The sequence below is a fragment of the Pseudomonas sp. PVC-5-1 genome, assembly GCF_057444345.1.
Genome location: NZ_CM172024.1, coordinates 1106783 through 1132093 on the forward strand (window position 1 = coordinate 1106783; position 25311 = coordinate 1132093).

The 25311-nt window shown below is 62.6% G+C and carries 20 protein-coding genes; 13 read left to right on the forward strand and 7 right to left on the reverse strand.

Annotation, left to right across the window (positions count from 1 at the left end; genetic code table 11):
- Window positions 1–191 precede the first annotated feature (191 nt).
- Window positions 192–1070, reverse strand: coding sequence for a LysR family transcriptional regulator (locus AC2T3R_RS05100; RefSeq protein ID WP_486744726.1), 879 nt, complete (start codon window positions 1068–1070; stop codon window positions 192–194).
- 97 nt (window positions 1071–1167) lie between these two features.
- Between AC2T3R_RS05100 and AC2T3R_RS05105 the strand changes: the two genes are divergently transcribed.
- From AC2T3R_RS05105 to guaA, 4 genes are all read left to right on the forward strand, one after another.
- A complete protein-coding gene (locus AC2T3R_RS05105) occupies window positions 1168–1923 on the forward strand; it encodes a sulfite exporter TauE/SafE family protein (RefSeq protein WP_013971137.1) in 756 nt (251 codons plus the stop codon).
- 51 nt (window positions 1924–1974) lie between these two features.
- The gene (locus AC2T3R_RS05110) at window positions 1975–2532 is read left to right on the forward strand and encodes a hypothetical protein (protein WP_003257977.1); all 558 of its coding nucleotides are present in this window, start codon (window positions 1975–1977) and stop codon (window positions 2530–2532) included.
- Window positions 2533–2618: 86 nt separating this feature from the next.
- Entirely contained in the window at window positions 2619–4088 is a 1470-nt protein-coding gene (gene guaB, locus AC2T3R_RS05115; protein ID WP_013971138.1) for an IMP dehydrogenase, read from the forward strand.
- A gap of 78 nt (window positions 4089–4166) precedes the next feature.
- A complete protein-coding gene (guaA, locus tag AC2T3R_RS05120) occupies window positions 4167–5744 on the forward strand; it encodes a glutamine-hydrolyzing GMP synthase (protein WP_013971139.1) in 1578 nt (525 codons plus the stop codon).
- Between the two features lie 95 nt (window positions 5745–5839).
- On the opposite strand, the gene AC2T3R_RS05125 is transcribed toward guaA, so the two are convergent.
- Window positions 5840–7720 carry an LTA synthase family protein gene (locus AC2T3R_RS05125; RefSeq protein ID WP_486744727.1) on the reverse strand — a complete coding sequence of 627 codons (1881 nt, stop codon included), beginning with the start codon at window positions 7718–7720 and terminating at the stop codon, window positions 5840–5842.
- A 300-nt stretch (window positions 7721–8020) separates the two neighbouring features.
- Here AC2T3R_RS05125 and AC2T3R_RS05130 point away from each other — a divergent pair, with 300 nt between their 5' ends.
- The 3 genes from AC2T3R_RS05130 to AC2T3R_RS05140 all read left to right on the forward strand — a co-directional run bounded on the left by AC2T3R_RS05130 (window position 8021) and on the right by AC2T3R_RS05140 (window position 11077).
- Window positions 8021–9403 carry a multicopper oxidase family protein gene (locus tag AC2T3R_RS05130; protein WP_410951352.1) on the forward strand — a complete coding sequence of 461 codons (1383 nt, stop codon included), beginning with the start codon at window positions 8021–8023 and terminating at the stop codon, window positions 9401–9403.
- Window positions 9403–9882: a tRNA adenosine(34) deaminase TadA gene (gene tadA / locus AC2T3R_RS05135; RefSeq protein ID WP_051096678.1), complete on the forward strand. Its 480-nt coding sequence runs from the start codon at window positions 9403–9405 to the stop codon at window positions 9880–9882. Before AC2T3R_RS05130 ends, tadA begins: the two co-directional genes overlap by 1 nt.
- Before the next feature lie 244 nt (window positions 9883–10126).
- On the forward strand, window positions 10127–11077 hold the full coding sequence (locus tag AC2T3R_RS05140) for an IS110 family transposase (RefSeq protein WP_486743821.1): 951 nt from the start codon (window positions 10127–10129) through the stop codon (window positions 11075–11077).
- A gap of 197 nt (window positions 11078–11274) precedes the next feature.
- Here AC2T3R_RS05140 and mltF read toward each other — a convergent pair whose 3' ends face one another.
- A complete protein-coding gene (gene mltF, locus AC2T3R_RS05145) occupies window positions 11275–12732 on the reverse strand; it encodes a membrane-bound lytic murein transglycosylase MltF (protein ID WP_013971158.1) in 1458 nt (485 codons plus the stop codon).
- Window positions 12733–13055: 323 nt separating this feature from the next.
- On the opposite strand from mltF, the gene purL reads away from it, so the two are divergent.
- Both purL and AC2T3R_RS05155 read left to right on the forward strand, forming a co-directional pair.
- Window positions 13056–16955, forward strand: coding sequence for a phosphoribosylformylglycinamidine synthase (gene purL / locus AC2T3R_RS05150; protein ID WP_486744728.1), 3900 nt, complete (start codon window positions 13056–13058; stop codon window positions 16953–16955).
- 3 nt (window positions 16956–16958) lie between these two features.
- Entirely contained in the window at window positions 16959–17270 is a 312-nt protein-coding gene (locus tag AC2T3R_RS05155) for an NGG1p interacting factor NIF3 (RefSeq protein ID WP_486744729.1), read from the forward strand.
- A 103-nt stretch (window positions 17271–17373) separates the two neighbouring features.
- Here AC2T3R_RS05155 and tatC read toward each other — a convergent pair whose 3' ends face one another.
- From tatC to tatA, 3 genes are read right to left on the reverse strand one after another with little or no spacing between them, the layout of a single operon-like run.
- Complete coding sequence (gene tatC, locus AC2T3R_RS05160) at window positions 17374–18135, reverse strand: twin-arginine translocase subunit TatC (RefSeq protein ID WP_137163092.1); 762 nt, start codon at window positions 18133–18135, stop codon at window positions 17374–17376.
- Entirely contained in the window at window positions 18132–18437 is a 306-nt protein-coding gene (tatB, locus tag AC2T3R_RS05165) for a Sec-independent protein translocase protein TatB (RefSeq protein WP_486744731.1), read from the reverse strand. Before tatB ends, tatC begins: the two co-directional genes overlap by 4 nt.
- Window positions 18437–18670: a twin-arginine translocase TatA/TatE family subunit gene (gene tatA, locus AC2T3R_RS05170; protein WP_013971163.1), complete on the reverse strand. Its 234-nt coding sequence runs from the start codon at window positions 18668–18670 to the stop codon at window positions 18437–18439. The genes tatB and tatA overlap by 1 nt, the downstream gene beginning before the upstream one ends.
- Before the next feature lie 144 nt (window positions 18671–18814).
- Here tatA and gspK point away from each other — a divergent pair, with 144 nt between their 5' ends.
- A complete protein-coding gene (gene gspK / locus AC2T3R_RS05175; RefSeq protein WP_486744732.1) occupies window positions 18815–19780 on the forward strand; it encodes a type II secretion system minor pseudopilin GspK in 966 nt (321 codons plus the stop codon).
- A 188-nt stretch (window positions 19781–19968) separates the two neighbouring features.
- Complete coding sequence (locus AC2T3R_RS05180) at window positions 19969–20736, forward strand: RHS repeat-associated core domain-containing protein (RefSeq protein WP_486744733.1); 768 nt, start codon at window positions 19969–19971, stop codon at window positions 20734–20736.
- A gap of 210 nt (window positions 20737–20946) precedes the next feature.
- Here the strand turns inward: AC2T3R_RS05180 and AC2T3R_RS05185 are convergent, their stop codons facing one another.
- Window positions 20947–23022 carry a PhoX family protein gene (locus AC2T3R_RS05185; RefSeq protein WP_410951320.1) on the reverse strand — a complete coding sequence of 692 codons (2076 nt, stop codon included), beginning with the start codon at window positions 23020–23022 and terminating at the stop codon, window positions 20947–20949.
- 223 nt (window positions 23023–23245) lie between these two features.
- Between AC2T3R_RS05185 and AC2T3R_RS05190 the strand changes: the two genes are divergently transcribed.
- A complete protein-coding gene (locus tag AC2T3R_RS05190; protein WP_486744734.1) occupies window positions 23246–24886 on the forward strand; it encodes a bifunctional UDP-sugar hydrolase/5'-nucleotidase in 1641 nt (546 codons plus the stop codon).
- A complete protein-coding gene (locus AC2T3R_RS05195) occupies window positions 24883–25308 on the forward strand; it encodes a pilus assembly protein PilZ (RefSeq protein WP_486744736.1) in 426 nt (141 codons plus the stop codon). Before AC2T3R_RS05190 ends, AC2T3R_RS05195 begins: the two co-directional genes overlap by 4 nt.
- Window positions 25309–25311 lie beyond the last annotated feature (3 nt).

Genomic DNA, 25311 nt, shown 5'->3' on the forward strand with positions numbered 1-25311 from the left:
TAAAGGACATCGGCCCCGGTTGTCTGTCCCGGCCCTATCGCGATCTCTGTGGGAGCGGGCGAGCCCGCGAACACCGGCGAAGCCGGTGCCATCCACGGCGCTGCCTGTTTCGCGGGCACGCCCGCTCCCACAGGGGCTGCGCTGGCTTCGAGTTGACACTATACCCACGAACATCGGCATCGTCGGTGCCATCAACCCTGCATCGCTGCCACGAATTGCCTGACCATCTGCCCCGCATCACGCCTGCAAGCCATCGCCACAGTACTCTCACACCCCCCCTCCAGCGCCACGAAGCTGACCGACGCCGGGGCAATCTCTCGCATGCATTCCGGCAACAACGCCACCCCAAACCCCGCCTGAATCAACTGCAACTGGGTGGTCTTGCGCGACAGCACCTGCGCTGCGCGCGGGAAAAAGCCTGCCTCCATGCACATCGAGGCCGACAGGTAGCTCAGCCCGCCACGGTCCCGGTGCGGAATCGAAATGAAGCGCTCTTCCCGCAGTTGTTCCAGTCTCACTTGGGGCGCGCGGGCCAAGAGATGCCCGGCGGCGACCGCCAGCAGGAGGGGTTCGCTGAACAGTTCATGCAGCACCACCCCTTCATACTGGCGCAGTACTGGCAAGCGCAGCAGGCCGATATCCAACCGCCCGGCAGCGATATCCTCCAACTGCGCCTCCGACGACTGCTGGGCAATTTCCAGCGAAACACCTGGGTTGTCGCGCAAGTAACCACCCAGGCGAGCCAGCAGCGGGCCGGTCAGCGGCACTGTACTGGAGTGATTCAGGCGCAGACTGCCCTGCAACCCTTCGCCAATATCGCGGGTTACACGCTCGGCCTGCGCCAGGTCGGCCAGCAAGCGCCGCGCCCGTTCCAGGAATGCCTGGCCAGCCAGTGTCAGGCGCGGCAGGCGCGCGGTGCGTTCGAATAGCGGCGTGCCCAGTTGCTGCTCCAGTTCCTTGATCTGCCGGCTCAGCGCCGACTGGGCGATGTACAGCCGCTCGGCGGCAGCGCTGAAGCTGCCGCATTCGGCGATTTCCACGAAGTAACGCAGTTGGCGGATTGACGTCATGTCATGCCTTTTCGAGATGAGTGTGGCGACAAAGGCATATTAGTCGGCATGGCTCATGGCTGGCTAACCTTTGCCTGTCTTCCCAGGAACTGCTGCCATGCTCGCCCAACTGTCGTTTTCCGGCCTCGACTGGCTGCCTATCCTGCTTGGTGTCGGCGCTGCCTACATCGTCTTCGGCATCGCCGGTTTCGGCACCGCGCTGGTGGCCGGCCCAGTGCTGATCCACTTCATGCCGCTGTCGCGGATCATTCCGCTGCTGGTGCTGCTGGACTTTGTCGCCGCCTTCGGCAACCTGCTGCCCTCGCGCCGCGATGTCGTGCGCGGCGAACTGCTGCGGCTGCTGCCGTTCATGGCCATTGGCTGCGCGCTGGGTGTGGTATTCCTGCTACAGCTGAAGTCAGACCTGTTGCTGCTGCTGATGGGGCTGTTCGTCACGGCGTATGCCCTGTACGGGCTGGCGGTGAAGGTACGGCCGGCCAGTCTGTCGGGTTTCTGGGCAATGCCGATGGGCACGGCAGGCGGGCTGTTCGGCGCCTTGTTCGGCAGCGGCGGCTTCCTTTATGCGCTGTACCTGAGCGCGCGGCTGGAGGTGAAGGAGCAGGTGCGCGCTACCCAGAGCGCGCTGATCAGTTGCAGTACGGTGGTGCGGCTGACGCTGTTCCTTATCGCAGGCGTCTATGCCGACCAGAGCCTGCTGTTGCTCGCCGCCTGCCTGTTGCCGGTCATGCTCGTCGGCCTCTGGGCAGGGCGCAGGCTTACCCATCGGCTGTCTCGCGAAGCCTTCGTGCGCCTGGTCACCTGGCTGGTGCTGGCCAGCGGCCTGGCGCTGATCGGTCGCTACCTGAGCGCCTGAGCAGGCGGTAGAATTGCGCTATTACCGCAGTTTTTCAGGCTTGTCCCGTTCATGAACACCCAGAGCATCATCGTTCCCAAGCTGTCTACCGTCCCGGTGCACGAGGCCCGTGCCCGCGCCATCCTGCGCTGGCTGGTGCGCGAGAAAGTCGTCGAGGAACAGCTGACCACCTGTGGCCGCACCGGCAACCGCATGGGCCATGCCCTGGCCGAAGGTGCCCGCAAAGTGGCCCTGCATCCGGAGAAACTGCCCTTCGGCGAACAGGTCAACGGCTTGGAGGTGATGCTCAAGCGCTGCATCTATACCCCTACCGAAGGTTTCCTCGAAGAGGCCGGTTGCCCCGAGTGCCGGCGCGAGGTGGGTGAGCCGCTGTTCGAGAGCCTGGAAGAATGGATGCCGGCAGTTAGCGACAACTTCACCTGCCCGTTGTGCGGCTTCGAAGATGACATCAATGGCTTCATTTACCTGCAGCCATGTGCCTTTTCCAACCTGGGGTTCATCTTCAACAACTGGGGCGAGGCCGGGTTCACCCAGGCCTTTCTCGACAGCTTCGCCGACTGGCTCGACCAGCCGGTGGCCGTGGTACAGGTAAAACTGCCACAAGGCTGACCGAAGGCCCTTATTTTGCATTGAGCGGCGCGCCGTGCATGAGTATAATGGCGCGCTTCCATTTTTCCCGCCCGGGAGCCCCCGCGATGCTGCGTATCAGCCAAGAAGCCCTGACCTTCGACGATATCCTCCTTGTACCTGGCTATTCCGAGGTACTGCCTAATGAAGTCAGTCTCAAGACCCGTTTGACCCGTGGCATCGAGCTGAACATTCCGCTGGTATCCGCTGCCATGGATACCGTGACCGAAGCGCGCCTGGCCATTGCCATGGCCCAGGAAGGCGGCATCGGCATCATCCACAAGAACATGACCATCGAACAGCAGGCCAGCGAAGTCCGCAAGGTCAAGAAGTTCGAGGCTGGCGTGGTCAAGGACCCGATCACCATCGACGCCGACGCCACCGTGCGCGATCTGTTCGATCTGACCCGCCTGAACAACATCTCCGGCGTTCCGGTGCTGGCGAACGGCGACCTGGTCGGCATCGTCACCTCCCGTGACGTGCGCTTCGAAAGCCGCCTGGACGCCAAGGTCCGCGACGTGATGACCCCGAAAGAGCGTCTGGTCACCGTCCGCGAAGGCGCCGACAAGAACGAAGTCCGCGAGCTGCTGCACAAGCACCGCCTGGAAAAAGTCCTGATCGTTGACGACAAGTTCAACCTCAAGGGCATGATGACCGTCAAGGACATCGAAAAGGCCAAGGCCTACCCGCTGGCCAGCAAGGACGACCAGGGTCGCCTGCGCGTCGGCGCCGCGGTCGGCACCGGCAAGGACACCGGCGAGCGTGTTGCCGCCCTGGTGGCTGCTGGCGTTGACGTGGTTGTGGTCGATACCGCCCACGGTCACTCCAAAGGTGTGATCGATCGCGTTCGCTGGGTCAAGGAAACCTACCCGCAAGTGCAGGTGATCGGCGGCAACATCGCCACCGGCGCTGCCGCCAAGGCTCTGGCCGAAGCTGGCGCTGACGCGGTCAAGGTCGGTATCGGCCCAGGCTCGATCTGCACCACCCGTATCGTTGCCGGCGTAGGCGTGCCGCAAATCAGCGCCATCGCCAACGTTGCCGCTGCACTGGAAGGCACTGGCGTGCCACTGATCGCCGACGGCGGCATCCGCTTCTCGGGTGACCTGTCCAAGGCCATCGTTGCCGGTGCTTCCTGCGTGATGATGGGTTCGATGTTCGCCGGTACCGAAGAGGCTCCGGGTGAAGTCGAACTGTTCCAGGGCCGTTCCTACAAGGCCTACCGCGGCATGGGCTCACTGGGTGCCATGGCACAGGCGCAAGGCTCGTCCGACCGCTACTTCCAGGACTCCTCGGCCGGCGCCGAGAAGCTGGTACCGGAAGGTATCGAAGGCCGTGTTCCCTACAAGGGCGCGCTGGCCGCGATCATCCACCAGCTGATGGGCGGCCTGCGTTCGTCCATGGGCTACACCGGCAGCGCAACCATCGAAGAGATGCGCACCAAGCCGGAATTCGTGCGCATCACCGGTGCCGGCATGGCCGAGTCCCACGTGCATGACGTGCAGATCACCAAAGAAGCCCCTAACTACCGCGTAGGCTGAGGCTTCCAGCTACAACAGAAAGCGGGGCTGTCATGACAGCCCCGCGTCGTTTCCGATTTCCACTGACGAGATTGAGTCATGGCCCTCGACATTCACGCTCACCGCATCCTGATCCTCGATTTCGGTTCCCAGTACACCCAGCTGATCGCCCGCCGCGTGCGCGAAATCGGCGTGTACTGCGAGCTGCATCCGTTCGACATGGACGATGAAGCGATCCGCGAATTCAACCCGCGCGGCATCATCCTCGCCGGCGGCCCCGAGTCGGTCCACGAAGCCAACAGCCCGCGCGCCCCGCAGGCGGTGTTCGACCTGAACGTACCAGTGCTGGGCATCTGCTACGGCATGCAGACCATGGCCGAGCAGATGGGCGGCAAGGTCGAAGGTTCCGACCTGCGTGAATTCGGTTATGCCCGCGTGGACGTGGTTGGCAAGAGCCGCCTGCTCGACGGCATCGAAGACCACATCGACGCCGACGGCGTGCTGGGCCTGGACGTGTGGATGAGCCACGGCGACAAGGTCACCCAGATGCCGGGCAACTTCCACGTGCTGGCCAGCACCCCGAGCTGCCCGATCGCTGGCATGTTCGACGACGCGCGCGGCTACTACGGCGTGCAGTTCCACCCGGAAGTGACCCACACCAAGCAGGGCGGTCGCATCCTGTCCCGCTTCGTGCAGGACATCTGCGGCTGTGAAGCCCTGTGGACTCCGTCCAACATCGTCGAAGACGCCATTGCCCAGGTGCGTGAGCAGGTCGGTTCGGCCAACGTCCTGCTGGGCCTGTCCGGCGGCGTCGACAGCTCCGTCGTTGCCGCACTGCTGCACCGCGCCATCGGCGACCAGCTGACCTGCGTATTCGTGGACAACGGCCTGCTGCGCCTGCACGAAGGTGACCAGGTGATGGCCATGTTCAAGGAGAACATGGGCGTCAAGGTCATCCGCGCCGACGCTGAAAAGCAGTTCCTCGACAACCTGGCCGGCGAAGCCGACCCGGAGAAGAAGCGCAAGATCATCGGCCGCACCTTCATCGACGTGTTCGATGCCGAAGCCAGCAAGCTGGAAAACATCCAGTTCCTCGCCCAAGGCACCATCTACCCGGACGTGATCGAGTCGGCGGGCGCCAAGAGCGGCAAGGCCCACGTGATCAAGTCGCACCACAACGTCGGTGGCCTGCCGGAGGAAATGAACCTCAAGCTGGTCGAGCCGCTGCGTGAACTGTTCAAGGACGAAGTGCGCAAGATCGGCCTGGAGCTGGGCCTGCCGTACGACATGGTCTACCGCCACCCGTTCCCGGGCCCGGGCCTGGGCGTGCGTATCCTTGGTGAAGTGAAGAAGGAATACGCCGACATCCTGCGTCGCGCCGACCACATCTTCATCGAAGAGCTGCGCAAGGCCGACTGGTACCACAAGACCAGCCAGGCATTCGTGGTGTTCCAGCCGGTCAAGTCGGTAGGCGTCGTTGGCGATGGCCGTCGCTACGCCTGGGTCGTGGCCCTGCGTGCCGTCGAGACCGTGGACTTCATGACCGCGCGCTGGGCGCACCTGCCGTACGAGCTGCTGGAAACCGTCAGCGGCCGTATCATCAACGAAATCGATGGTATCTCGCGCGTTACCTACGACGTGTCGAGCAAGCCGCCAGCGACTATCGAGTGGGAATGATCGGGTAGCCAGCTCAGGCTGGTACCCGTAGGCACGGATACACCAGAAAGCCCGCATAATTGCGGGCTTTCTGGTTCTTGCTCATTCAGATTTGCTTATTCTTTTGGCTTTTTGGCAAATAGCGCTTTCTGGTAGACATTATAGGAAAGCAACCTGCTCTTCACCGCGACGAACTCATCGCCCTCCACGCGCTGCGGGTGCTTTTCCTGCGGGTCATTCTCGATATTGTATTTGGTCAGGGTGTCCGAACTGAATTCGTATATGTATTTGTAAGGGTGCTCCACCAAGGCTGACGCCAGTTGGTCAAAGAACGTGGACATGAAGAATGTGCGCTTGCCATGTTCCCTCAACAAGCTGATGCCTTGGACAGACAGGGGCGACTCGGTCACGCCAAAGAAGTCGGCGACCGTGGGCGCAACATCGATCTGGTGACTGGTCGTTGTGGCGGGTTTGGGCAGTGACTTTTCCTTGGCCCAGAAAATCAGGGGTACGGTCACTTCTTCTTCGTGCATGGAAGCGTTGTGAATGAAGAGACCGTGCTCACCAAACGACTCACCGTGGTCACCCACGAGCACGAATAATGTCGAGTCCAGAAGGCCTTGCTTGTCGAATGATGTCAGCATTTCACCCAGTACGCTGTCTGTTCTGGCTATGCAGTCTTCATACTTTTCCAGCTCGCTCAGTAATGGGGGCCCTTGGCTGCATTGGTAGGGGTAGTGGGCTGCGCTTGGGAAGTAGAGTGCGATGAAACCCTGGCCATTCTTTTTTATCTTCTCCAGGTAAGAGATGCTGGACGAAAACAGCTGTTCATCACTCTCTCCGAAGCTACTGGCGTGTTGTGAGCGATTTCCGGCATGGGTGATCTCCGAAACTGCATAGGCATTCGATACGCCGATGGACTTCAGGAAGCCCTCCATGTTTTCGAATTGCAGGTACAGCGAGCTGAATGCGACGGCTTCCATGTTTTTCCTGTTTTTCAGCTCATGGATGACGCTGGGTTGTAGCAGGTACATGGCCTCTTTGATTTCAATATCTGGGTAGGCGTGCAGCCCCGTCAGGATCGCGTGGTAGCCTTTGGACGAGTGAGGCACAGATACGTACGTTTTGAAGAGCATGCCCTCCCGAGAGAGCTTATCGAAGGTGGGATACCTCTCGGCGGTTTTGATGTCGGGCGCAAAAACGCTGTTCCAGCGCACCGACTCCAGAATGATGAAGACCAGGTTCTTGAAGTCTGGTGTGGCATGAGATTGAAGTTTTCGGATGTCGTTGACGCTGGTTAGCGGGTAGGCGGGTTGTTCGAATGGCAGCGGCGGTCTATGCGGAGCTGCATTCAAGGGAGTCGTGCTTCTGAGTGTTGTGACCAGCGGGCTGACGACAATATTTTCGTTCAGGTAATAGCGTGCGTCTTTGGCATGGATGGAGCCGATGAGCAGGGCGCCTATCACCAGCAGCGACGCCCAGAGGTGTTGTCTTTTCTTTATTGGGACCGTGCGCTGTTCTTTATAAGCGATGTACGTTGCCAGCCCAGCGAAAGACCAGGTCACCAGGTAGGCAAGAAATAGCACAAAGACAATGAACCTGAATGTGTGCCCGAACCCGGCGGCTTGGGCGAGGAACACCTCGGCTCCGGAGGTCAGGTTGCTTGCGTTCTGCAGGCTGTAGCGTATCAGTTGCCAGTCCAGTGGCTTCAGCCATAGCTCCCGAACTCGCATGTCCACCAGCAGGAACAGCAGCAAGGCGCCTGAGGCGATGCTTAACAGATAAAAATTGAATTTGTTTCTGGTAATGGTGGTGGCAGCAATCACAAAGAAGGCGACCACCAGTAGCACGTCTTGAAGCAAGTACAGGGCAATATCGAGAACACCGGTCTCCACCCATCGATAGGAGAAAAACTCGATCAGGATGATCTTCGGTGCCAGAAGAAGGCCTGAAGTGAGCAGCAGCGAAAAATACAGTAATGAATTCCTGTGCCACATGGTGTCAAACCTTCGCATTCACAGAGCAGGCGTCTTGTCTGAAGCGAGAGGCGGGCAGAAGGCCAGCACCTGTGCACCCCGTCTGTTGAACTTAAGCAGCCCACCCTGAATCGGGCAAGTCAGCCCCTGGACGTCAGTTTGGTACCGAGGGGGAGCAGGTTGCCACAGGTGGTCGGGGCAGATAACCGGTCGTGCGACAAGACTTCACTTAATCTTTCGCAAATGCAGGTGTATCGTATTCGCCCTTCATCGCCAGCCCCTGCTGGCAGACTGATTGCGCAGAATGAGGTACCCGCACCGATGTCCTTTACTCGTCGACAAATGCTCAAAGGCCTCACTGGCCTGGTTGTGGTGGGCCTGGGCGCCGGAGGCGCGGCCCGCTACTGGCTGGGCAAGGTCGAGGACGAGAACGCAGGGCACGACTACGAGCTTATTGCCGCGCCTCTGGATGTGGAACTGGTACCGGGTTTCAAGACCGAAGCCTGGGCCTTCGGCCCGTCGGCACCAGGTACCGAGTTGCGCGTACGCCAGGGCACCTGGCTGCGGGTGCGCTTCATCAACCACCTGCCGGTCGAAACCACCATCCACTGGCACGGTATCCGCCTGCCGCTGGAAATGGACGGCGTGCCCTATGTGTCGCAACTGCCGGTCAAGCCGGGCGAGTACTTCGACTACAAGTTCCGTGTGCCGGACGCCGGCAGCTACTGGTACCACCCGCATGTCAGCAGTTCCGAAGAGCTGGGCCGTGGCCTGGTCGGCCCGCTGATCGTCGAGGAGCGCGAGCCGACCGGCTTCCAGCATGAACGCACGCTCAGCCTGAAGAACTGGCACGTGGACGAGCAGGGCGCCTGGTTGCCGTTCAGCATCCCGCGTGAGGCGGCGCGCAACGGTACCGCCGGGCGCCTGATCACCATCAATGGCCAGGCCGATTCGGTCACCGAGTTGCCAGCCGGCCAGGTTGTGCGGGTGCGTCTGCTTAATCTGGACAACACCTGGACCTACCGCATCAACCTCAAGGGCAACTGCGAGGCAAAAATCTATGCTCTGGACGGCAATCCGGTAACCCCGCGCCCATTGGACGATGACTACTGGCTCGGCCCAGGCATGCGTATCTGCCTGGCTGTCCGTATTCCCGAAGCGGGGGAGGAGATCTCCCTGCGCGACGGTTTCGTGCGCCTGGGCACCCTGCGTTCGGTTGCCAGCAACGACGCGCCAAGTGACTGGCCGCCGGCGCTACCGCCCAACCCGATCGCCGAGCCGGACCTGGAGAATGCCGAAAAGCTCAACTTCAATTTCGAGTGGGCGGCGAAAGTCTCGGTCACTACGGACCAGGATAAGCCGTCGAGCATGTGGCAGATCAACGGCCAGGCCTGGGACATCACCGACAAGACCTGCGCCGAGCGCCCCATTGCCACGTTGCAGAAGGGCAAGAGCTACATCTTCGAGCTGAAGAACATGACCCAATACCAGCACCCGATCCACCTGCACGGCATGAGCTTCAAGGTGATCGGCTCCAACCGTCATGACATCAAGGAGCCGTGGTTCACCGATACCTACCTGCTGGGCAAGAACGAGCGCGCCCAGGTGGCGCTGGTGGCGGATAACCCGGGCACCTGGATGTTCCACTGCCACGTCATCGACCACATGGAAACCGGCCTGATGGCCGCGATCGCGGTGGTCTGATGCGCCCGCAGATCATCGATCGCAGTCGCGATCAGGAATTCATGCGCCTGGCCCTGGCCCTGGCCGCCGAAGGTGCGGCCATGGGCGAGGTGCCGGTGGGCGCAGTACTGGTGCAGCATGGGCAGGTGATCGGGCAGGGCTTCAACCGGCCGATCATCGACAGTGACCCCAGTGCGCACGCCGAGATGGTGGCCATTCGCGCGGCGGCGAAATCCGCCAGTAACTACCGGCTACCCGGCAGCACCCTGTACGTGACCCTGGAACCGTGCAGCATGTGTGCGGGGTTGATCGTGCATTCGCGGGTGATGCGGGTGGTATTCGGTGCGCTGGAGCCCAAGGCGGGGATCGTGCAGAGCCAAGGGCAGTTCTTCGGGCAGGGTTTCCTGAACCACCGGGTGATGGTGGAGGGCGGGGTGCTGGCGGAGGAGTGCGGGCAGATCCTCAGTGACTTCTTCAAGGCTCGCCGGGCCAAGGGGTAACCTGTCAGGGCCCTATCGCCGGCAAGCCAGCTTGTGTCTTCAAGGTCTCTTAAACTCGAAAGGGTGAGAGCAGTGGATGGCAGACTGAAAGCCAGATGTGCTCTAAAGCACGAGTGGGAGCCTAGTCGCCATCCACCTCTCACTCTGACCTAAGCCCGAACAGTTGAATGAGTGGCGAACTCGTAGTCACAAGCTAGGGCTAAGTCAGAGTGCTCTCACTTCTTGAGTGTAAGAGGGCTTGGCGATGATTTCCTACTTCGTTGGTCTCGACGTTTCGAAAGCGACTCTGGATGTGGGCTTTCTTCCTGAAAGTATTCCCCAGTTCCAGGTCAGGAATGACCCAGAGGGCTTTGCGCAACTGATCGCATGCCTGAACGAGCTTGAGGTCGAACGGGTCTTGCTGGAAGCCACTGGTGGCTATGAACGAGCCGTATTCAAAGCCTTGCGACTGGAGGGTTTGAACGTCATCAGGGTCAACCCCAAGCGCTGTCGGGACTATGCGAGTGCCATGGGCAAAATTGCCAAGACTGACAAGATCGACGCCCAGATGCTGGCGCGGTTTGCCAGGGATTTCGAGGACTTGCCGCAGATAGAGCCTAATCAAGATCGGGATGAACTGGGAGAGCTCATCAAACTCCGTGGCAATCTTGTCCAGCATCGGGATGATGACAAGCGTCGGATGAAACAAACCACTTCAGTTACGGCCATTACCGTTTATACCGAGCATGTCGCTTACCTGAATGATCAGATTAAGGCTTTGGACAAGGCGATTGAGCGCGCCTCGAACGTGCTGGATCGCACGACAGCCATGCGGCTAAGGTCTGTGAAAGGGATTGGCGTCATCAGTTGTGGCACCTTCATGGCCTACCTACCTGAGCTGGGAAGCGTGACGGGGCGCGAAATTGCAGCCTTGGCTGGGTTAGCGCCGTACAACAAAGACAGCGGCAAGAAGAGTGGCCCGAGGAAGATCGAAGGCGGGCGTTACAGAGTCCGCAAGGCGGCCTACATGTCGATCTGGTCAATGATCCAGCATGTCCCAGAAGTTAGAACCCGCTATGAAGACCTGATAGCCCGAGGCAAGTGCGCAAAAGTTGCCGCAGTGGCGTGCATGCGCGTGTTGCTGGTGCGCCTGAACGCAATGCTGCGTGACGGAACGGAGTGGAAAGAGCTCAAGCCTCAGGTACCCGCAACCTGATCACGAACGAGGATCGATTTTCTACAAATGCGGGCTTCGCCAACGACACCGCTACGCGGTATCGAGCGAAGCCCTGCCCGAATGGCACGCTTGAAAATAAATTTCTAAAGACAGTTGCTCCCACAGGATATCTGCAGGCCTTGGGGGCAGTGGAGAGCCTGTGGGAGCTGGCTTGCCGGCGATAGGGCCCTTACAGGCTACATCGGCGGCGACTGCTCCGCCGGCTTGTCCTTGTTCACCCCGGGCACATGCAGGCTGCCCTCGGCCACCTGGCCTTCGAGCTGCGGCTGGGTCACCCAGGTGAGGATGTCGTAGTAGCGACGGATGTTGGCCACGAAATGCACCGGCTCGCCGCCACGTGCATAGCCGTATTTGGTCTGCCGATACCACTGCTTCTGCGAAAGCCGCGGCAGCATCTTCTTCACGTCCAGCCACTTGTTCGGGTTGAGCTTCTCGCGCTTGGCCAGGGTGCGGGCGTCTTCCAGGTGGCCGGTGCCGACGTTGTAGGCAGCCAGGGCGAACCAGGTGCGGTCCGGTTCCTGGATGCTGTCGTCGAGCTCTTCCTTGATCTTCATGAAGTACTTGGCGCCGCCCTGGATGCTCTGCTTCGGGTCCAGGCGGTTGGACACGCCCATGGCCTGGGCGGTGCGCTGGGTCAGCATCATCAGGCCGCGCACGCCGGTCTTGGAGGTGACCTCGGGCTGCCACATCGATTCCTGGTAGCCGATGGCGGCCAGCAGGCGCCAGTCCACCTGCTCGACCTTGGCGTAGCTCTTGAAGTGCTTCTCGTACTTGGGCAGGCGCTGCTGCAGGTGCTGGGCGAAAGTGTAGGCACCCACATAGCCCAGGACGTCGACATGGCCGTAGTAGCGGTCCTTCAGGCGTTGCAGGGTGCCGTTCTTCTGCGCCTTGTCGAGGAACTCGTTGACCTCGTTGAGCAGGCTGTTGTCTTCACCGGCCGCCACCGCCCAGCGCTGGTCGCGGGTGTCGCCCAGGTCGAAGGCAACCCGCACGTTGGGGAAGTACACCTGGTTCATCGCCAGCTCGTTGGAGTCGACCAGGGTCAGGTCGATCTGGCCTTCGTCGACCATGCGCAGCAGGTCGACCACCTCGACGGCGTCGGATTCCTCGTATTCCAGGCCCGGGTACTGCTTTTTCAGCTCGGCCAGCTGGTCGGCATGGCTGCTGCCCTTGAGCACCATGATCTTCTTTCCGACTAGGCCCTTGGCGTTGGTGGGGCGCGTGCGACCGTTGCGGTAGATGACCTGTGGGGTCACTTCCAGATAAGGGTGGGAGTACCTGACCTGGGCCTTGCGCCGTTCGCTGGTGACCAGGCCGGCCGCTGCCAGCACCGGGCCGGAGGGCTTGCCGAGGCTGTCATACAGCTCGTCGAGGTTGTCGGCGGTCTCGATCTGCAGCTTCACGCCCAGATCTTCGGCGAAATGCTGGACCAACTCGTATTCGAAGCCGGTTTCGCCGTTGCGGTCCTGGAAGTAGGTGGCCGGGCTGTTGCGGGTGATCACGCGCAGCACGCCATCCTCCTTCACGCGCTCGAGGGTGCTGGGTTTTTCAACGCAGGCACCGAGCAGCAGAAAGAGTCCGGTTGCGAAAAGCCATCTGGCGCAACGCTGGCGCAAAGCAGTGTGGGCGAACATAGGTTGCAGTATACGCAAAGGACTGGCCCAACCATATCTCGACAACTGTTAGCTTGTCTGGTAGCAGGTTCTGTGCTTTACCGGCCCTATCGCCGGCAAGCCGGCTCCCACAGGTACAACGCAGGCCTTGAGGGTGGTGGTATACCTGTGGGAGCCGGCTTGCCGGCGATAGGGCCGGAGCAGGCAACACAAGGCAATTTTTTTGACCCGCAAGTCCGGTTCCGCCGCCCGGCAGCCGTGGCTTAGAGCGGGTGCCGAAACCCTTCGAATTAGGCTAGAATGCACGGCCTCTAAGCACACCCCTTCCTGAGGCTGTCCCGACGATGTTGATCCTGCGCGGCGCTCCTGCCCTTTCTGCCTTTCGCCACGGTAAATTACTCGAGCAACTGAGCCAGAAAGTCCCCGCTGTTACTGGTTTGTATGCCGAATTTGCCCATTTCGCCGATGTCGACGGCGAGCTGACCGCCGACCAGCAGCAGGTGCTGGGGCGTCTGCTCAAGTACGGCCCGAGCGTGCCGGTACAGGAGCCGAGCGGCCGCCTGTTCCTGGTCGTGCCGCGCCTGGGCACCATTTCGCCGTGGGCCAGCAAGGCCAGCGACATCGCTCACAACTGCGGCCTGCAGTCGATCCAGCGCCTGGAGCGCGGTATCGCCTACTACGTTGCCGGCAACCTGAGCGAAGCCGACGCCGAACTGATCGCCGCCGAGCTGCACGACCGCATGACCCAGCGCGTGCTCGGCCAGCTGGAGCAGGCCGCCGACCTGTTCAGCCATGCCCAGCCCAAGCCGATGACCTCGGTGGACATCCTCGCCGGTGGCCGTGACGCCCTGGCCAAGGCCAACATCGACCTGGGCCTGGCCCTGGCCGAAGACGAGATCGACTACCTGGTCAACGCCTTCCAGGGCCTCAAGCGCAACCCGAACGACATCGAACTGATGATGTTCGCCCAGGCCAACTCCGAGCACTGCCGCCACAAGATCTTCAACGCCAGTTGGGACATCGACGGCCAGGCTCAGGAAAAGAGCCTGTTCGGCATGATCAAGAACACCTACCAGATGCACAACGAAGGCGTGCTGTCTGCATACAAGGACAACGCCTCGGTGATCGTCGGCAACGTTGCCGGCCGTTTCTTCCCGAACCCTGAAACCCGCCAGTACGGCGCGGTGCAGGAGCCGGTGCACATCCTGATGAAGGTCGAGACGCACAACCACCCGACCGCCATCGCCCCGTTCTCCGGCGCCTCCACCGGCTCCGGCGGCGAAATCCGCGACGAAGGCGCGACCGGCCGTGGCGCCAAGCCCAAGGCTGGCCTGACCGGCTTCACCGTGTCCAACCTGCGTATCCCGGGCTTCGAGCAGCCGTGGGAGCAGGCCTACGGCAAGCCTGAGCGCATCGTCGACGCCCTCGACATCATGATCGAAGGCCCACTGGGTGGCGCTGCGTTCAACAACGAATTCGGTCGCCCGGCCCTGACCGGCTACTTCCGTACCTTCGAGCAGGCCATCAACACCCCGCACGGTGAAGAAGTGCGCGGCTACCACAAGCCGATCATGCTGGCCGGTGGCATGGGCAACATCCGTGAAGACCACGTGCAGAAGGGCGAGATCACTGTCGGCGCCAAGCTGATCGTGCTCGGCGGCCCGGCCATGCTGATCGGTCTGGGCGGCGGCGCCGCTTCGTCGGTGGCGACCGGTGCCAGCTCGGCTGACCTCGACTTCGCTTCGGTACAGCGCGAAAACCCGGAAATGGAGCGCCGTTGCCAGGAGGTCATCGACCGCTGCTGGCAGCTGGGCGACAACAACCCGATCGCCTTCATCCACGACGTTGGCGCCGGTGGTATCTCCAACGCCTTCCCAGAACTGGTCAACGACGGTGGCCGTGGTGGCCGCTTCGAACTGCGCAACGTGCCCAACGACGAGCCGGGCATGGCCCCGCACGAAATCTGGAGCAACGAATCGCAGGAGCGTTACGTGCTGGCCGTCAGCGCCGTCGACTTCGAGCGCTTCAAGGCAATCTGCGAGCGTGAGCGTTGCCCGTTTGCCGTAGTGGGTGAAGCGACTGAAGAGAAGCACCTGACCGTAAGCGACAGCCATTTCGGCAACACGCCGGTAGACATGCCGCTCGACGTACTGCTGGGCAAGCCGCCACGCATGCACCGTTCGGTTACCCGCGAAGCCGAGCTGGGCGATGACTTCGACCCGAGCAAGCTGGACCTGGACAACGCCGTTCAGCGCGTCCTCAGCCACCCGGCCGTGGCCAGCAAGAGCTTCCTGATCACCATCGGCGACCGTACCATCACCGGCCTGGTAGCTCGTGACCAGATGGTCGGCCCGTGGCAGGTACCGGTGGCCGACTGCGCCGTCACCGCCACCAGCTTCGACGTCTACACCGGTGAAGCCATGGCCATGGGCGAGCGTACCCCGCTGGCTCTGCTGGATGCCCCGGCGTCCGGCCGCATGGCAATTGGCGAGACACTGACCAACCTGGCTGCCTCGCGCATCGAGAAGCTGTCCGACATCAAACTGTCGGCCAACTGGATGTCTGCCGCCGGCCACCCAGGTGAAGACGCCCGCCTGTACGACACCGTCAAGGCTGTCGGCATGGAGCTGTGCCCGGAGCTGGGCATTACCATTCCGGTCGGCAAAGACTCGATGTCGATGAAGACCAAGTGGAGCGACGAGGGCGTAGAGAAGAGCGTTACCTCGCCAATGTCGCTGATCATCACCGGCTTCGCCCCGGTCACCGACATCCGCAAGACCCTGACCCCGCAACTGCGCATGGACAAGGGCGAGACCGACCTGATCCTGATCGACCTGGGCCGCGGCAAGAACCGCATGGGCGCTTCGATCCTGGCACAGACCTACGGCAAGATCGCTGCCCAGGCACCGGACGTCGACGATGCCGAAGACCTGAAAGCGTTCTTCGCCGTGATCCAGGGCCTGAACGAAGATGGTCACCTGCTGGCCTACCATGACCGTTCCGACGGCGGCCTGGTCACCACCGTGCTGGAAATGGCCTTCGCCGGCCACTGCGGCCTCGACCTGCACCTCGACCCGCTGACCGACAGCAAAGGCGACGTGCCGGCCATCCTCTTCAACGAAGAACTGGGCGCGGTCATCCAGGTTCGCCAGGATGCCACCCCGGACGTACTGGCACAGTTCAGCGCCGCTGGCCTGGGTGAAGGCTGCGTCGCGGTGATCGGCAAGCCGGTCAACAACGGTGAAGTGTCCATCAGCCTGAACGGCGAAGTGCTGTTCGACGACGACCGCCGCATGCTGCAGCGCCAGTGGGCCGAGACCAGCTACCAGATCCAGCGCCTGCGTGACAACGCCGACTGCGCCGACCAGGAATTCGACCTGCTGCTCGAGGAAGACAACCCGGGCCTGTCGGTCAAGCTGGGCTTTGATGTCAACGACGACATCGCCGCGCCGTACATCAAGAAGGGCGTGCGCCCGCAAGTGGCCATCCTGCGCGAGCAGGGCGTCAACGGCCAGGTCGAGATGGCAGCCGCCTTCGACCGCGCCGGCTTCGCCGCCATCGACGTGCACATGAGCGACATCCTCGCCGGCCGTATCGACTTCGAAGCCTTCAAGGGCCTGGTCGCCTGCGGTGGCTTCTCCTACGGTGACGTGCTGGGTGCCGGTGAAGGCTGGGCCAAGTCGGCGCTGTTCAACAGCCGCGCCCGTGACGCCTTCCAGGCCTTCTTCGAGCGCACCGACAGCTTCGCCCTGGGCGTGTGCAACGGTTGCCAGATGATGTCCAACCTGCACGAACTGATCCCGGGCACCGAGCACTGGCCGCACTTCGTGCGCAACCGCTCGGAGCAGTTCGAGGCGCGTGTGGCCATGGTCGAGGTGCAGAAGTCCAACTCGATCTTCCTGCAGGGCATGGCCGGTTCGCGCATGCCGATCGCCATCGCTCACGGTGAAGGCCATGCCGAATTCGCCAGCGAAGAGGCACTGCTGGCTGCGGACATGTCCGGCTGCGTGGCCCTGCGCTACGTCGACAACCACGGCAAGGTCACCGAAGCCTATCCGGCCAACCCGAACGGCTCGCCGCGTGGTATCACCGGCCTCACCAGCCGCGACGGCCGCGTGACCATCATGATGCCGCACCCGGAGCGTGTGTTCCGTGCCGTGCAGAACTCCTGGCGCCCGGATGAGTGGCAGGAAGATGCCGCGCTGATGCGTATGTTCCGTAACGCACGGGTGTGGGTGAACTAAGGCGTGTACAAGCTCGCCTTCTTCGTCCCCGCCAGCCACGTCGAAGTGGTCAAGGCCGCTGTGTTCGCCGCGGGTGGCGGGCGCATCGGCGACTATGACCACTGCGCCTGGCAGACGCTGGGCCAGGGCCAGTTCCGCCCGCTGGACGGCAGCCAGCCGTTCCTCGGGCAAACCGGCCAGGTCGAGGTGGTGGAAGAGTGGAAGGTGGAGCTGGTGGTGGCTGACGAGCTGATTGCCCAGGTCGTCGCTGCACTCAAGCAGAGCCACCCGTACGAGACGCCAGCCTACGAAGTCTGGCGGCTTGCCGAGTTCTAGACCGCATCAAGGCTATTCGCGGGCAAGCCCGCTCCTACAGGAATATCGCAGTCATCAGAACCTGTGATATCGCTAGGGGAGCTGGCTTGCCGGCGATAGGGCCCTACAATCCAGCCACAATCTCCTTGCCCTGCCCAGGCCGCTTCAACCACCCACAAGCCAGCAACCCCACCTCGAACAGCACCCACATCGGCACTGCCAGCATCGTCTGTGAAAACACATCCGGCGGCGTCAGGATCATCCCCACCACAAAGCAGCCGACGATCACGTAGGGCCTGCTGCGCCGCAATGTAGCCACATCGGCCAACCCCACCCAGACCACGATAAACGTCGCCACCGGGATCTCGAACGCCAGCCCGAACGCCAGAAACAGCGCCAGGATAAAGTCCAGGTACTGGCTGATATCGGTCATCATCGCCACGCCCTCTGGTGTAACGCTGGCAAAGAAGCCGAACATCATCGGGAACACCAGGAAGAAGGCGAAGGCCATGCCGGCGTAGAACAGCACGATGCTCGATACCAGCAACGGCAGGGCAATGCGCCGTTCACGGCGGTACAGCCCCGGCGCCAGAAAGCCCCAGGCCTGGTGCAGCAGCAGCGGCATGGCGATAAACACTGCGCACATCGCAGTCAGCTTGAACGGCGTCAGGAACGGCGAAGTGACGCTGGTGGCGATCATGCTCGCGCCTTCCGGCAAGAAACGCCGCAGCGGTTCGGAAATCAGCGTGTACAGCGTCTGGGCGAAGGGGAACAGCCCGGCGAACACCAGCGCCACCAGCGCCAGGCAACGCACCAGGCGTTTGCGCAGGTCGCGCAGGTGTTCGGTCAGCGGCATGCTCGCCGCCGGGTCCATGGCAATGCTCATGAAAGGTTTTCCTTGGGGGGAGCGACCGTGGCCGCATCATTGGCCGGCTCCGTTTTCAGGCTGATGCCTTGGCGGATCTCCTGTTCCAGGCGCTGCAAAGGCGCATTGTCGAGATTGGGTAGCTCGACAGCGGGCAGTTCGATCTCCCGCTCCACCTGCGTGCGCAGGGCGTGCATGGCCCTGCGCGCCTGGCCCAGGCCGCGCCCGAGGGTGCGTGCCGCCACCGGCAGGCGCTCCGGGCCTAGAACCAACAGCGCGACGATGCCGACCAGCAGCAACTCGCTGAAGCCTACCTCGAACATCAGGGCTGACGGTCCGCTTGCGGTTGCTGCGTACCCTGACCGGTCAACGGGCACTGTTGCTGCACCTGCGTATGCGCTGGGGGAGTGGCGTCAGTGTCACCGCCCATGGACTTGCGAAAACCCTGGATCGCCTCGCCCACATCGCTGCCCAGGCCCTTGAGGCGCTTGGTACCAAACAGCAGGAATACGATCAGCAGTACGATCACCAGTTGCCAGATTCCAATGCCACCCATTGCGACCACTCCTGTAAGGTCATGAAAAGGAAAGGCAATCCTGCCTCGCGTAGATGACGTGCACATGACGAACGGTCACTGCCATCTACCTGCAACACCGGACGTGTTGACTGGCGTTTTGTTCAGCGAGGGAGGCACGCACGGATGGGTGGCAGGCAACAGCAGGGCGCGGCCCTGCTGATGGTGATGGTGGTGCTGGCGATGCTGGCGGCGGGCATGGCCTGGCTGGTGGAAGACGGCCGGCGCCAGGTCGATGAGGTGCGCCTGTTGCACCAGCGGGTTCAGGCGCGAGCGATGGAGCAGGCTGGCCTGGCCTACGCCGAACAGGCCCTGCGTGACCCGGCCTGGCGGCTGAGCCCGCTGTTCTGGCAGGCCCTGCGCGGGCAGCCGCTGAGCTACGATTTTGGCGCTGGTCAGGCGCAGTTGCGGGTGCGCGACCAGCACACCTGTTTCAACGTGAATGCGCTGCTCGGCGCTGACGGCGAGCGTGCTGAGCGCCAGTTGCGTTACCTGCTGGGCGGCGACATGGCTGCCGAGCGCCTGGTCGATGCCCTGGCCGACTGGCTGGATGCCGACAGCGATGCCCGCCTGCAGGGCGCCGAGAGCGCCCAGTACCTGCGCCAGCAACCACCGCGCCTGGCGGCCAACCAGCCAATGCTCGATACCAGCGAGCTGAACCTGCTACTGGAGCCGGACCCCAGCCGCCAAAGCCGTTACCCGATGCTGTGCGCCTTGCCGCAGACCACCGGCTGGCGGCTGAATGCCAATGCCTTGGGGCTGGAGCATCTGCCGTTGCTGGAAGCGCTGTATGAAGGGCGTTATCCGCGCTCGTTGCTCAGCCGCATCATCAGCGGCCGGCCGGCGTCGGGGTATGTGGATGCAACTGCGCTACGCCAGGCCTTGGGGGCGGTGGATGACGAAACCTTCGAGCGTTTGAGCGAAGGGCTGCTGCTGAACAGCGGGTATTTCCTGTTGCAGATGTCGTTCGCGGAGGAGGGGCGGGTGATACGTAGCGAGTTCCAGGTGGAGGCGCTGGGGGTGGTGCAATGGCATGCCCGAGTGCCGGCGCAGCAGGTGCGGGTGCGCAGCCGGGAGCCGATGGTGTGGTAGGGCTTGAGATTACCGGGGCTGCTTTGCAGCCCAATCGCCGGCAAGCCAGCCACATACGGGAATTGCACGGTATTCAGGACCTGTGATCGTGAGCTGAAACCAGCCGCGTGTACTGATAATCTTGCTAGTTGTGCCTTGCCTCGGAAAGACCAAAACTTTCAGCTCGCCGTCTTGCGAGGCCAAACCTTGTGTCATTAGCTCTGCGTGCCTATTGCCCTTACGGGCACCACCAAAACCAAGCTAGCTCGGAATTCATGCTTGGCTACAATGGTGAGCGAGAAGACTGCCGTTCCGGCACCTACCTGCTAGGCAATGGTTATCGGGCTTACAGCCCAGCCCTGAGGCGATTTCTTTCACCTGATGGCTGGAGTCCTTTTGGTGCAGGCGGACGAAATGGTTATAGCTACTGCTCAGGAAATCCAGTCATGGGGTCGGATCCAAGTGGTCACGTGGATCTAAGCGGTCTGCGTAAAGTACCGCAAAAGCTAATGAAGCAACCGCGAAGGGCAGGGGACCAAGACGCTCAGCGGCAGACTGCAGAACAGCGTGTGGAGGCACTACGTGCCAGACTACAGCGGCAACAAATGCCCACACAAGCTGCTACGCAAACACTGAGAAACCCTATGGCTCAGCCGGGTACAGAGTATCTGGCTAACCGTCGTGCACCAGCAGTTAGTACAGATCAACAGCTGCCATCGGGCAACGGGGGTCGAACTCCGCCCCGCCATGAAGCTGCGGGACCACAGCTACTTTACCTCGATCAGGCAGAGTCTCTGTATCAGCAACTTATTGACATGAATAGGCACGAACAAACCTTTAGTCAGAATCTTTCATATTTGGCAGAAGGCACCGAACTACGTTTAGATTATGAGCGAGCCATGTCCAATATCAGAGAGCACGCAGACCAAATCCGTAGTCGACTTGGTGTTGACGCACTCAGCTGGTTCCACTTCTGAGGAAATGGTTTGCCGGTGATTGGGCAGTTCCCCGGGTACTGCGCAGCAAGTGCGGGTGCGTGGCTCAAATCCAATAGCCTGGTAAGGTGGCCGGGGCTGCTTTGCAGCCCATCGCGACACAAGGCCGCTCCTACAGGGGAATGCGATCCCTTGTAGGAGCGGCCTTGTGTCGCGATAGGGCCGCAAAAGCGGCCCCCGTGCGCAGATCGATCAGGCGGTGCCGATCTCCCCGCCATCGATACGCTGGATCACCACGGTCGCAGCCCGCGGCCTTACCGTGGCACCTGCCGGGGTGGCATCGGTGGCCTTGTCGGTATACGGCCAGTTATCCGGGTGCTGGATGTTGACGAACAGCGTCTTGTTGTCCGGGGTAAAGGTGATGCCGGTCACCTCGCAGCCATTCGGCCCGACGAAGAAGCGGCGCAGGTCCACCTGGTTCTGCGCGTTCACCGGCACCTGCTTGCCGCTGGCATCCACCAGGTTGGTGGGGATCACTGCCAGCAGCTGGTCGTTGGTGTAGTCGGTCACGGTGCTCTCGCCGTTGTCGGTCTCGAACCACAACACGCCACGGCTATCGAAGCTCATGCCATCCGGGCTGGCGAACTGGTTCAGTTCGGTCAGGCCGGAGCGGTTGATGTCGGCAGTGCCGGCAGCGTTGGCGCCGAACACGAAGATGTCCCAGGTGAAGCTCAGCTGGTCATCGCTGTCGTGCCAACGGATGATGTGGCCGTGACGGTTCGGGCCGCGTGGGTTGGCTGCATCGACCTTTTCCGGCGTGCGCGCGCTGTTGTTGGTCAGGGTCAGGTACACGTCGCCATTGAGCGGGTTGACCGTGGTCCATTCCGGGCGGTCCATCGGCGTTGCGCCCACGGCATCGCCAGCACCACGGGTGTTGAGGATGATGCCCGGCAGGTCGCCATACAGTGCGCCCAGGGTACTGCCGCCAGTGGTGGCGGTGCCTACGTCTAGCAGCAGCCATACACCGGTGCCGTCGGCATTGAAGCGGGCGACGTACAACTTGCCTTGGTCGAGGTACTTGGCACCGGTGGCCAGGCGGTCGGCCGGGTTGGCATCGGCGGCGTCCCACACCGCGGTGGACACCCACTTGTACAGGTACTCGTTGTTCGAGTCGTCACCCATGTACCACACCAGCGGTTTGCCGGCGACCGCCAGGCCCGGGCAGCAACCTTCGTGGCGGAAGCGGCCCAGCGCGGTGCGCTTGGTGGCCAGTGTGGCGCTGTTGTACGGATCGATCTCGACGATGTAGCCGTAGGTGCTGGCTTCGTTGCGGTAGTCGTCGGTAGCGCTGGCGCCTTTTACGGTGACGTCGAAACGGGCGAACTCATCTGCCACTTCGCTGCTGTCACCGGCTGCGGTTTCCCACTTGTACTGGCCGCTGGAGGTACCCACGCCAATGCGGCGCTGGTCTTCAGGGCGGGTACCTTTGTTGACGAAGATGCCTGGCCAGTTTTCTTCACAGGTCAGGTAGGTACCCCAGGGGGTGTAGCCGTTGCCGCAGTTGTTGTTGGTGCCGCGGCAGTGGGTGCCGTCCGGCGAATACTTGGTCTTCACGTGATCGGTGCCGCGCAGGGGGCCGGTTATTTCCATGCGCGAGGCGGTAGTGAAGCGGCGGTTGAGCGGGTCGTTGTCGACCACCTGCCAGCGGCCGCCGATTTTCTGCAGGCGCACCACGCCGGCACCATGGGCGTTGATTTCCTTGCGCACTTCCTCGACCGGGCGCTTGCCGTTCACATCGGTGGTCGGGCCGGCCGGGTGCAGGGCGGCGGTGTCGATGTACTCGAAGTTGATCGCCAGCAGGCCGTCTTCGGAGCTGCCGTTGATGGGGAAGAAGTGCATGCCGTCATGGTGCATGCCCATGGCGTTGGCCTGGTCGGTCGAGGTGTTGCTGCCGTCGGATTTCCACGGGTTGCCATTGCTGTTGATCGGCGTGCCCCAGGGTGCCAGCACGTAGGCGCTGTAGCCGGCGGCTACCACACAGGCGTCGGTGCGCGAGCCCGGAATGGACTGGAAGCCCAGGGCCAGTTTCGGCACTTCCGGCTCAGTCACGGGGGGCTCGGTCACTGGCGGTTCGGTGACCGGGTCATCGTGGTCGGAACCCCCACCGTCGAAGCAGCCTGTCAGGCCGGTACCGGCAATCATGGCGATGGCGGCGCCCAGGCTGCCACGCATCACGCTGCGGCGGCTCAGGTAGGCGTCCATGACGCTGGCCATCGGCAGGTTGCCGCTTTGGTTCCGGTCCAGGTTGTCGCCGGTATCTCGACTCATCAGGGTGTCCTTATGTTGGCTGAGTTGGAGGAACCGCGACTTTAGTGCGCAAATATGATGATTCATTGGCAGAAATGTTAAAGGGGTTTTAAAACAACTCGCTCTTAGAAGCGTGCTCTACAGATCAATTTGGAATGGCTGTCGGATTTCTGCCATCAAACTGTAATGCCAACGCCGCAACATCCGGTGCCCTGAATGAACATGGATAAGGATGGCGGGTTCGATGGCAAGCAGTGTGCACAGGCGCGAAGTAATCGGCTGGATGGGTATCGGTGCCTTGGCACCGTTGCTCGGCGCCTGCTCCGCCTTCCCTGGGCAGCAGGGCGGCAACGCCAGCCTCGACCTGCTGTACGTGGCCGATACCCTCGATGCCCGCCAACCGGGCCAGGCCGTGGTGCCGGCCACCCGCCTGGGGCCGGTCAGCCACCTGGGCCGCGCACCATGGATGACCGGCAGCAGTGCCAGTATCGCCTACCCGCAACTGGCGCCATTGCTCGATGCCAGCCAGGCTGCATCTGCCCAGTTGGGCGGCTATGCGGTGCTGGCGGCGTTGCTCGAGCAACTGCGCGGCGAGGCTGGGGCGGGCAACAGCCTGACCCTGGAGAACGGCCAGGGATGGAATGGCAGTGGCCTGGCCTACCTGACCCAGGGCGAAAGCGGCCTGCAGGGCAGCCAGCTGCTGGGCAGCGAAGCGCGGGTCAGCAGCGACGAGCGCGTGCTGTGGCCACAGCGCAGCCCGGCGCTGTATCGCCAGGCTGGCACCGTTACCCTGGGCGCCGGGCTGGCAGACACGCAACGCCGGGCTTTGGGCCTGGAAGCCTTGCACGTCTTCGAACGTGGCGGTGCACGTATTGCTGTGGTCGGCGTGACCGACCCCTACGCCCAGGACCAGAAAGCCTCCCTTAAACAGTGGTACCAATCATTGCAGCCGGTGTTCGAACAGGCGCGGCGCGATGCTGACTTGGTGGTAGCCATGGCCGATGTCGGTACCGGGCCGGGCCTGTGGCTGGCCGAGCGGGTGCCGCAGATCGACGTGCTGCTGTGCGCCCGCGGCCAGGACCTGTGGCCGGCGCCTGTCCAGGTGAGCCAGGCCAGCGGCCGCCGCGTGCCGGTGCTGTTCGCTGGGTGCCGGGGCAGTGGTGCCTTCCGCCTGCGCTGCCAGCGCGTGGCGGGGTTGTGGCAGTTCGATGGGCGTTTCTTCCCAGCCTTTGAGCACCAGCTGGCACCCGCCGCGCAGCAGCGTATCGGGGCATTGCAGGCAGAACTGCGCCAGCAGCGCGCCGGCCACGCGGCCTGGCTCGACCAACCGCTGGCCCGCGCGCCCCAGGCGCTGTGGCGCCGCGACACCCGAGGCGGCAGCTGGGACCGCCTGCTGCATCAGGCCCTGGCCGATGGCAGCAGCATGCCGGTGCTGCTGCCGGGCCTGCGCTATGACTACCCGCTGCCCGCCGGGGCGGCCATTACTCGCGAACACCTGATCAGCCTAACCGGTGGCTACCCGGCACCGGTGGTCGAAGCGCCGGCCCGGCAGGTCGAACAAGTGCTGGAAAACGCCGCGGAGCAACTGTTCGGCGACCCGCTGCTGCTGGACAACAGCCAGGACCTGCCGCGCTGGCAGGGCCAGGCCTGGCGTGTCAGCTACAGCCAGCAAGGCAAGCGCATCAGTGGCCTGGAGCCGGTGCAGGGCCTGTGCCGCACCTTTGGCCTGCAATTCGAAACCCAGGCTGGCGAGCCGCTGTGGCAACGGGTCGAAGCCTGGCTCGCCCGCCAGGCAAGCGACTGGCAACTGGCGCCGCTGCAACTGCCCGAAGTGCGCTACGTGCAGGGGCACCCGGGCTGGCACCCAAGGCAACTGGCCTCGTGATGCTCGCCTCGCGCCTGCTGACTGGCGCTGGCCTGACCCTGGTCGGCTGGCTGGCGGCCCAGTGCGTGCTGCAACTGGGCCGCCAGCCGCAACCGGCCACTGCGCCCGCCGCGCCCGACAAGCCGCTGCCTGGCTTGATGGTTGGCCATTGGCAGGTACCCGTCGACGACGGTGCCATCGCCATCACCCGCCTGCCGTTGCAATACCTGGGTGGCCTCAAGGCCCAGCCGCTGGCCTCCAGCGTGGTGGTGCTGCGCTATGGCGAGCAGGTGCGCACCTTGGCCCGCGGCCAGCGCCTGGCGCCAGGGATCGTGCTGCAGGACATCGACAGCGATGGCCTGATTTTCAACAACCAGGGGCGGCGTGAACGCCTGCCCTGGCCGCCACGCCCCGCCGTGACCGGCTTCAAGCGGCAAGGATGAACG